Raw genomic sequence first — 8,802 nt, 5'->3', positions numbered from 1 at the left:
GCCATCCGGCCGGGCGCCCGCTGGCGTCTGTCGGCGGCACGCCGACTCCCGGAGGTAAGGAAGGGTCCCCTGCTATACACGAGGCGTTAGCAGGGGACCCTTCCTTGCACCGGCAGCCGCGCCCGCTGTGGTCGGCCCCCGGGCCGTGCCGGATCTCGTCCGGCGGATCGCCCTTCCCGAGCTGCGTGAACCGTACTTCTGGGTGATCTCGTGCCGTCTGGGCGCAGAAACTCGGTTTGGGGTTCGGTGGGGTCGGGAATTAGCTCTCTCGACGACAGAAAACCACGAATACCGTGGGAAGTCTTTTGTGAAGGAGAACGACCATGGAGTTCACCGTCTGGGGCATCATCACCGCGCTGATCGTCGGTCTGATCATCGGCGCGCTGGGGCGCCTGGTGGTGCCGGGCCGGCAGCCGATGCCGATCTGGCTGCACATGCTGATCGGTGTCGGTGCGGCTCTGCTCGGCACGGTCATCGCCCGCGCTTCGGGCTTCGCCGAGACCGCCGGTATCGACTGGCGGGAGCTGATGCTCCAGGTCCTGCTGGCCGCCGTCGCGGTGGCGCTGGTCGCAGGGGTGGGCCGCGGCCGCCGGGGTGTCACCCGGTAACAGTTCACTGACGAAAGGCGCCCGACCGTCGAGGTCGGGCGCCTTTCGTTGTCGTACGCCCCGGTTTGCCGGTGGCGTACGGCGCCCTCACCGCTCTGCCCCGCGACACCGGCGGGTCCGCCCACTGTTGTAAAGGAATTCTTCGTATTAGGGTGCGACGCGGAAGGTAAATGCCAGGCGGGAGGGGTGTCGCGTGAACAGGTGGAAACGGCTGGTCCCGGTCACCGCCGTGGTGGCCACGACCGCCATGGTGCTGGCCGGCTGCGGTGGCTCCGGCGACGACGCGGCCGACCCCAGCCGGCTGACGGTCTGGATGATGGGCGAGGGTAGCGAGGCGCAGACCGCGTTCCTCGACGCCGTGGAGACCGAGTTCCGCACCATGCACCCGGACACCGACGTGGTCGTGCAGTACGTCCCCTGGCTGGAGGCGCCCACGAAGTTCCAGGCCGCGCTCGCCGGTGGCGAAGGCCCCGACATCACCGAGCTGGGCAACACCGAGACGCAGGGCTGGGCGGCGCAGGAGGCCCTCGCCGACGTGACCGACCGGATGAACGGCTGGGCCGAGGGCAAGGACATCCTGCCCGACCTGGTGCGCAACGCCCAGCTCGACGGACGGCAGTACGGCGTGCCCTGGTACGCCGGAGTCCGGGGCATCTACTACCGCACCGACTGGTTCGCCGAGGCCGGCGTGCAACCGCCGACGACCTGGGACGAGCTGGTGACGGCGGCGAAGGCGGTGCAAGCCGTCAAACCCGACACGTACGGCATCGCCCTGCCCGGCAACTCCGAGCTGCCGTTCTACTCGTTCCTCTGGGGCGCCGGCGGCGAGATCGCCACCCGGCAGGGCGACGCCTGGACCTCCGGCCTGACCTCGCCGCAGGCACAACAGGCGGTGAGGTTCTGGACCGACCTGGTGACCGTCCACAAGGTCGCCCCACCGGCCGCCGCCGGCTGGAACGAGATCGACGCGCGGACCCAGTTCGCCACCGGCAAAGCGGCGATGGCGTTCGCCGGGAGTTGGCAGCAGGGCGCGATCGCCAAGGACAACCCGGAGATCGAGAAGGTCTGGGGCACCTTCCCCATCCCGAGCCCGGACGGGCGGCCCGCACCCGCCTTCGCCGGTGGTTCCGACCTGGCGGTCTGGCAGGACAGTCAGCGTCAGGACCTCGCCTGGGACTACCTCACCGTCCTGCTGAACAAGAAGAACGCCCAAAAGTTCGCGGACAGCCTCGGCTTCTTCCCGGTCTACTCCGACCTGGTGGGCGGCGACCGGTACGCGAATGACAAGATCATGGCGGCGTTCGCGACCACGATGCGGAACACCAAGCTCACGCCGCTCACCCCCAGGTGGGTCGAGGTCAGCCGGACCAAGACGGTGACCCAGGCGATGAACAGCTCGGTCATGAAGGGTCAGAAGACGGTCGAACAGGCCACCGCCGACGCGGCCGCGGAGATGGAAAGCATCCTCAACGCCAAGTGACCACGCTGACCGAGACACCGGAGGCTGCTGCCGCACGGGAGACCCCCGTGCGGCGGCGCCGCCGAGTGGATCGCCTGCCGTACCTGCTGTTGCTGCCCTGCCTGGTGGTCATCGGCGTCCTGCTGCTCTGGCCGCTCGGCCAGGTGGTGGTGATGTCCTTCCACCGGCTGGACAACGTCCGCCAGGTACGCGGTGACCGGGACTGGCCCTGGGTCGGGCTGGGCAACTACGCCCAGATCCTCGGTGACCCGTTCTTCTGGACCGTGCTGCGCAACACGGTCCTGTTCGCCGCGGCCAACGTGGCGCTGACGATGCTCCTCGGCACCCTGGTCGGGCTGCTGCTCCACCGGTTGGGCCGGCGGATGGCGGCGTTCGTGGCCGGTTGCGTGATGCTCGCCTGGGCCACCCCCGCACTGACCGGCACCATCGTCTGGAAGTGGATCTTCAACGACACCAGCGGGCTGGTCACCTGGGCCTTCAACGCCCTGCCGGACGGGCTCTCGCAGACGATCTTCGGCCGCACCGACTGGACCGGGTACGGCTGGTTCAACTCCCCGCTGCTGTTCTTCGCGATCCTCACGCTGGTGGTGGTCTGGCACTCCTTCCCGTTCGTGGCGGTCAGCGTGCTGGCCGGCCTCAAGAGCGTGCCGAGCGAGCTGCACGAGGCGGCCCGGGTCGACGGTGCCGGGCCGTGGCGGGTGTTCTGGCAGGTCACCGTGCCGTTGCTGCGGCCGGTCTTCGGCATCCTGGTGGTGCTCTCCACGATCTGGGACTTCAAGGTCTTCACCCAGTACTACGTGCTCGCCGGCGGCACCCAGGACCGACCGACCTTCATGCTCTCCGTCTACTCGTACGCCGAGGCGTTCTCACCCCCGCCCAAGTACGGCCTCGGCGCGGCGGTCGCGGTGATCCTCACGCTGATCCTGCTGGTCGTCACCGGCGTGTACGTGCGGATGGTGCTCAGGCAGGAGGAGGAGTCGTGACGGCCGACACGGCACCAACCACCGGAGGTGCCCCGCAGGACGCCGAGGCGCGTACTCCCGCGCGCCGGAGGGGGAGCGGTGGGCGACGTGGCCGTACCGCCCGACGGATCGCCCTCAACGGCGCCGGCCTGCTGGTGGCGGTCTTCGCCGCCTTCCCGGTCTACTGGATGATCACCACCTCGCTCAAGCCGAGCAGTGAGATCTTCGCCAGCACCCCGCGCCCGCTCCCGGCCGAGCCGACGCTGGCGCACTACCGCCAGATCCTCACCGGAAACCTGATCCCCGGGGTCAGCTACACCGACTTCTTCCTCAACAGCCTGCTCGTCGCGGTGACCACGGTGCTGCTGAGCGGCCTGGTGGCCCTGCTCGCCGCCACCGCCGTGGCCCGGTTCCGCTTCACCCTCCGGACCAGCTTCCTGATCATGCTGCTGGTGGTGCAGATGATCCCGCTGGAGGCGCTGGTCATCCCGCTGTTCCTGATGATCCAGCGGCTCGGCCTCTACAACACCCTGCCCAGCCTGATCCTCACCTACCTCGGCTTCTCGCTGCCGTTCGCGATCTGGATGCTGCGCGGCTTCGTCGCGGCCGTACCCAAGGAACTGGAGGAGGCCGCGGCCATCGACGGCGCCAACCGCGCGCAGATCTTCCGCCGGATCCTGTTCCCGCTGGTGGCGCCGGGCCTGGTCGCGACGAGCATCTTCTCCTTCATCACCGCCTGGAACGAGCTGATCTTCGCGTTGACCTTCGTCAACCGGCAGGACCGCTACACGTTGCCGGTGGCGATGACCTTCTTCTTCGGGCGCGACGAGACCGCCTGGGGACCGGTGATGGCCGCCTCCACCCTGTTCACCCTGCCGGTGATCGTCTTCTTCCTGCTGGTGCAACGGCGGATGGTCTCCGGCCTGGTGGCCGGCGCGGTCAAAGGCTGAGCCGGTCGTACGCTGGCCGGTATGACGGCGAAACTGATCTCGGTGAACCTCGCGGTGATCACCGAGGCGGAGTGGGCCGGTGACGCCAGCGGGCGCAGCGGCATCGACAAGCGGCCGGCCGCCGAGCGGGTGACCGTACGCGCCGACGAGGTGGTCGGTGACTTCATCGCCGAACGGGCCCACCACGGCGGTCCCGACCAGGCGGTGTACGCGTACGCCACGGAGGACGCGCAGTGGTGGGAGGCGGAGTTGGGCCGGCCCGTGCCACCGGGACGCTTCGGCGAGAACCTGAGCACGCTCGGGGTCGACGTGACCGGCGCGGTGATCGGGGAGCAGTGGGCGATCGGGTCCGCGCTGTTGCAGGTCACCAAGCCGCGTACGCCGTGCCGGACGTTCGCCGGGTTCTGGGGCGAACCGGACCTGATCAAGCGGTTCACCGTACGCGCGGCGCCCGGGGCGTACCTGCGGGTGCTGCGGGCGGGCACGGTGGGCGCCGGCGATCCGGTCGAGGTGGTGCACCGGCCGACGCACGGGGTCACCATCGGTGAGGTGTTCCGGGCGCTGAGCCTGGAACCCGCACTGCTGCCCCGGCTGCTGGACGCCGAGGACCTGCCCGAGTCGACCCGCGCCAAGGTGCACCGGCGGCTGCGTACGCCCACCGGCTGAGCCCCGCCGGGCGTGCCGCGCGCCGCCGGGCGTGCCGCGCGCGCTGCCTGGATGTTAGGAAGGGTCCCCTGCTATGCACGAGGCGTTAGCAGGGGACCCTTCCTTTCACATCAGGTCAGCGGAGCCAGGGGATGTTGCGGTTGAGCTGACCGCGCTCCTTGAGCTCCTTGCGCAGCGGGATCTCGTCGTCGATGTAGCCGTCCCAGTTGATGCCCCAGTAGTTCGCGGTGTGGGTGCCCTCACCGCAGAGCTGGCGCTGCACCGGCGTGCGGTTGTTCCACCACTCGCCGTTCTGGTCGATGTGCAGCTCGTCCAGCGGGCGGATCCACCGGTAGGTGTAGCCCACGAAGAGCATCTTGCGGGTGATCGTCGACAGGTTCGTCGACCGCGAGTGCCACTGGCGGCGGTCGAAGATGAACGCGTCGCCCGGCTTGGCGGTGATCTCGACGGTGCCCTCCGGGTCCGGGTTGTGCACCGTGGTGTCCGCCGGACGGGGCAGCGAGTTCCACAGGTGGCTGCCCGGGATCACCTTGGTCGCGCCGCGACCGTTCTCCGAGAGGTCGGAGAGCACGTAGGCGACCTTCAGCGAGAACATCGGCCGGGGCAGGTTCGGGTCCATCGTCTCCGGGTCGGAGTTCTGCCGGTACCCGTCCTGGTGCCACCCCCAGTACGGCTTCTCCGGCTCCGCAGCCGGCGGGGTGACGTCGAGGTGGTTGTGGTGCGAGTAGATGTTCCACCCGGCCAGGCCCCACATGTACGGGAAGGCGATCGGGTGGGTGAGCAGGTCACCGAAGAGCTCGTCGCGCTCGAGGAAGCCCAGCAGGTGCAGGGTGCCGTCCTTGGTGGTCTTGCCCTTGGCCTTCTCCTCCTCGTACACCCGGTCGACCGCGGCCTCGAGAGCGGCCCGGTGGTCCTCGGTCAGGACGTTGCGCAGCAGGAGGAAGCCCTGCTCGTGGAACTCCTTGCGATCGACGTCGCTGATCGGTTCGTAGCCGGTCCGGTCGCCGTAGTCGAAAGCCACGTCGTACCCCTCCCCAAGAGGTGAAACCATTTCTGGCACAGGCCGCCGATCGTAACTCCCGTCGACACGCCTCCGGGAGTGCCCCGGGGCGATCTCATCGTCATCGCGACCCAGGGGCGCGGATCGACCACAAGGGGTCACGATGTGTCGCACCGGGTGGGCGCTACAGGCGAATAGCCGGATTTCGCGGTGACTGCGGGTAAGGAGATCGGGGTCTTTCAGACGTCGGCGTGGACTTCGGCGGAGACCTGCGAGTCTTCGCGCTCCCGTTCCGGCAGCTGCTTCCAGGTGCCCCGCTTGGCGGTCCACTCCCGGCCGTCGAAGGTCACCCGCTTCACCCCGTGCTCCTTGGCGTGCGAGACCATCCAGTGCGCGTACCGCCAGCCGGCGCGCTCACCGTCGGCGGACGTCGTCAGACCGGCGGGACTCTCCACGAAGTCGCTCAACCCCCAGTCGAGCGTCAGCCCCTCGGCAAGCTTCGCGATCGCCGCCGCGCCGCGCAGCACCGGGTCGCCCCCGACCGTGCAGGTGACCGCCGTGGTGGCGTCACCGAGCAGCGCCCGGGTCAGCACCTCCGACTCGTCGGCCCACTTCTCGTACGCCTCCGGGAAGGCGGAACGCTGCACCTTCTGGGCGGCGTCGGTGACCCGCATGTCCTCCCAGCCGCGCACCTTCTTCAGCGCCGCGTAGAACTTCCGGGCCGCGTACCGGGGGTCGCCGATCTGCTCCGGCGTGCCCCAGCCCTGGCTCGGCCGCTGCTGGAACAGCCCCACCGAGTCGCGGTCACCGCCGGCCAGGTTGCGCAGACCGGACTCCTGGTACGCGGTGGCCAGCGCCACCACCACCGCCCGCTCCGGCATCTCGCGCTGGGCACCGATGGCCGCGATCGTCGCCGCGTTCGCCATCTGCTGCGAGTCCAGCGTCACCTCGCCGTCGGCCTGCACCGTGCACGCCCGACCGGCGAACGGCAGCCGCAACTGCTCACCGACCTGCCGCAGCCCGAGGACGATCCCGATCGCGGCGATCAGCACGAGGACCACGAAACCCGTCACGACTGCCCGAGTCCGCACCCACACCTCCCGGTATCAAGGTCCGCCAAGCGTACGTCCCGCGTCGAACGGAACGGGCGCTCCGACCGGTTTCCCCCGTCGCCGGTGCCCTATGAGGTTCCCCGGGGCAGCCAGTCCTCACCTGTCGAGTTCGGCGACCCAGCGGGGTGGGCGCTTCTCCCGGAACGCGGTGACCCCCTCGATGCCGTCGCCGGAGAGGAAGTAGCCGGTGGAGAGCGCGGACAGCTCCGCCAGCTCGGCGCGCAGGTCGGTGCCGGCCGGGCGGTGCAGCAGGTCCTTCGCGCCGGCCAGCGCCGTCGGCGCGCCGCGCACCAGCGAGTCGAGGTAGCGCCGCACCGTGGCGTCCAGCTCGTCGCCGGGCACCGCAGCGGTGACCAGGCCGATCTCGGCGGCCCGCCGGCCGTCGAAGGTGTCCCCGGTGAGGTACAGCTCGGCCGCCGCCCGGGGCAGCAGCCGGGGCAGCACCGTCGCCGAGATCACTGCCGGGATCACCCCGATCCGTACCTCGGTGAAGGCGAAGGTGGCCTCCGCCGCGCAGACCGCCAGGTCGGCCGCGGCGATCAGGCCCAGCCCGCCGGCCCGCGCGGGACCGGCCACCCGGGCCAGCACCGGCTTCGGGCACTCCCGGACCGCCGCGAGCACGTCACCCAGCATCCCGGCGGGGACCGTCCCGCTGGCGTACGCCGCCGCCGTCTCCTTCAGGTCCGCCCCGGAACAGAAGACCGGGCCGGTGTGGTCCAGCACGATCACCCGGACCGCGTCGTCGGCGACCGCGGCGGCCAGCCCGGCCAGCAGCTCGGTCATCAACGGGGTGGAGAGCGCGTTGCGGTTGTGCGGACTGTCCAGGGTGAGGGTGGTCACCCCGCGGGCCGTGGCGACCCGCACGAACGCGTCGGGAGAGGTCATGTGAGGGCACACTAGTGGCCATGCCCGGCCTCCTTCCAGCAGGCGAACCCGTACCCGTCGACGGGTCGCTGCCCGCCTCCGCCCGCGCCCACGTCGGGCAGCGGGGCTTCGGGGTGTACGTGCACGTGCCGTTCTGCGCCAGCCGCTGCGGCTACTGCGACTTCAACACGTACACCGCGGAGGAACTCGGCGGCGGCGCGAGTCGCGAGGGGTACGCGGACACGGTGCTCGCCGAGCTGGCGCTGGCCGCGCGGGTGCTGGACGGGACACCACCGGGCCGGGTGGAGACGGTCTTCGTCGGCGGCGGTACCCCCACCCTGCTGCCCGCCGACGACCTGGCCCGCATCCTCGACGCGATCGACCGCACCTGGGGGCTGGCACCCGACGTCGAGGTGACCACCGAGGCCAACCCGGAGTCGGTCGACCCCGTCTCGCTCAAGGAGCTGCGGGCCGCCGGCTACACCCGGATCTCGCTCGGCATGCAGTCGGCCACGCCCGGGGTGCTCGCCGTGCTCGACCGTCGGCACCGGGCCGGTCGCGCACCGGCCGCCGCACTGGAGGCGCGTGACGCCGGTTTCGCGCACGTCAACCTGGACCTGATCTACGGGACGCCGGGGGAGCGGGCGGAGGACTTCGCCGAGTCGTTGGCCCAGGTGGTGGCGGCGGGCGTCGACCACGTCAGCGCGTACGCCCTGATCGTCGAGGACGGCACCCGGCTGGCCGCGCGGATGCGTCGCGGCGAGTTGCCGTACCCGGACGACGACGTCGCCGCGGAGCGTTACCTGGCCGCCGAGGCCGCCCTCGGCGCGGCCGGTTTCTCCTGGTACGAGGTGTCCAACTGGGCGCGGACGCCGGCCGCCCGGTGCCGGCACAACCTGCTGTACTGGACCGGCGGCGACTGGTGGGGCCTCGGCCCGGGGGCGCACAGCCACGTCGGTGGCGTGCGCTGGTGGAACGTCAAACACCCCCGCGAGTACGCGAGACGGCTGGCCGCCGGTGAGTCTCCCGGGTCGGCCCGGGAGGTGCTCACCGACGGCGAGGCGCACATGGAGGACGTCATGCTCCGGCTGCGGCTCGCGTCCGGGCTGCCGCTGGACGTCCTCGACGCCGCCGGGCGGGCCGGTCTCTTATACACTTCT

General features: G+C 70.5%; 9 protein-coding genes. 6 read left to right on the top strand and 3 right to left on the bottom strand.

What is annotated here, in order from left to right; genetic code table 11:
* Nucleotides 1–323 precede the first annotated feature (323 nt).
* From EYA84_RS20415 to EYA84_RS20395, 5 genes are all read left to right on the top strand, one after another.
* Entirely contained in the window at nt 324–608 is a 285-nt protein-coding gene (locus tag EYA84_RS20415; protein WP_131054649.1) for a GlsB/YeaQ/YmgE family stress response membrane protein, read from the top strand.
* Between the two features lie 193 nt (nt 609–801).
* Nucleotides 802–2,088, top strand: a complete 1,287-nt coding sequence (locus EYA84_RS20410; protein WP_131054648.1) for a sugar ABC transporter substrate-binding protein — start codon at nt 802–804, stop codon at nt 2,086–2,088.
* Nucleotides 2,085–3,071: a carbohydrate ABC transporter permease gene (locus EYA84_RS20405; protein ID WP_131054647.1), complete on the top strand. Its 987-nt coding sequence runs from the start codon at nt 2,085–2,087 to the stop codon at nt 3,069–3,071. Before EYA84_RS20410 ends, EYA84_RS20405 begins: the two co-directional genes overlap by 4 nt.
* A 107-nt stretch (nt 3,072–3,178) precedes the next feature.
* On the top strand, nt 3,179–4,000 hold the full coding sequence (locus EYA84_RS20400; RefSeq protein ID WP_131054650.1) for a carbohydrate ABC transporter permease: 822 nt from the start codon (nt 3,179–3,181) through the stop codon (nt 3,998–4,000).
* Nucleotides 4,001–4,021: 21 nt separating this feature from the next.
* The gene (locus EYA84_RS20395) at nt 4,022–4,666 is read left to right on the top strand and encodes an MOSC domain-containing protein (RefSeq protein WP_131054646.1); all 645 of its coding nucleotides are present in this window, start codon (nt 4,022–4,024) and stop codon (nt 4,664–4,666) included.
* A 115-nt stretch (nt 4,667–4,781) separates the two neighbouring features.
* Here EYA84_RS20395 and EYA84_RS20390 read toward each other — a convergent pair whose 3' ends face one another.
* From EYA84_RS20390 to EYA84_RS20380, 3 genes are all read right to left on the bottom strand, one after another.
* Nucleotides 4,782–5,687: a phytanoyl-CoA dioxygenase family protein gene (locus tag EYA84_RS20390; RefSeq protein WP_236145865.1), complete on the bottom strand. Its 906-nt coding sequence runs from the start codon at nt 5,685–5,687 to the stop codon at nt 4,782–4,784.
* A gap of 218 nt (nt 5,688–5,905) precedes the next feature.
* The gene (locus EYA84_RS20385) at nt 5,906–6,763 is read right to left on the bottom strand and encodes a hypothetical protein (RefSeq protein ID WP_131054644.1); all 858 of its coding nucleotides are present in this window, start codon (nt 6,761–6,763) and stop codon (nt 5,906–5,908) included.
* A 111-nt stretch (nt 6,764–6,874) separates the two neighbouring features.
* Nucleotides 6,875–7,663: an enoyl-CoA hydratase-related protein gene (locus tag EYA84_RS20380; RefSeq protein WP_131054643.1), complete on the bottom strand. Its 789-nt coding sequence runs from the start codon at nt 7,661–7,663 to the stop codon at nt 6,875–6,877.
* Between the two features lie 20 nt (nt 7,664–7,683).
* Here EYA84_RS20380 and hemW point away from each other — a divergent pair.
* The coding region (hemW, locus tag EYA84_RS20375) for a radical SAM family heme chaperone HemW (protein ID WP_131054642.1) at nt 7,684–8,802 on the top strand (1,119 nt) is incomplete at its 3' end.

It is taken from the genome of Verrucosispora sp. SN26_14.1, from assembly GCF_004307965.1.
Taxonomy (GTDB): domain Bacteria; phylum Actinomycetota; class Actinomycetes; order Mycobacteriales; family Micromonosporaceae; genus Micromonospora.
This window is presented reverse-complemented; position numbering and strand designations above follow the sequence as displayed.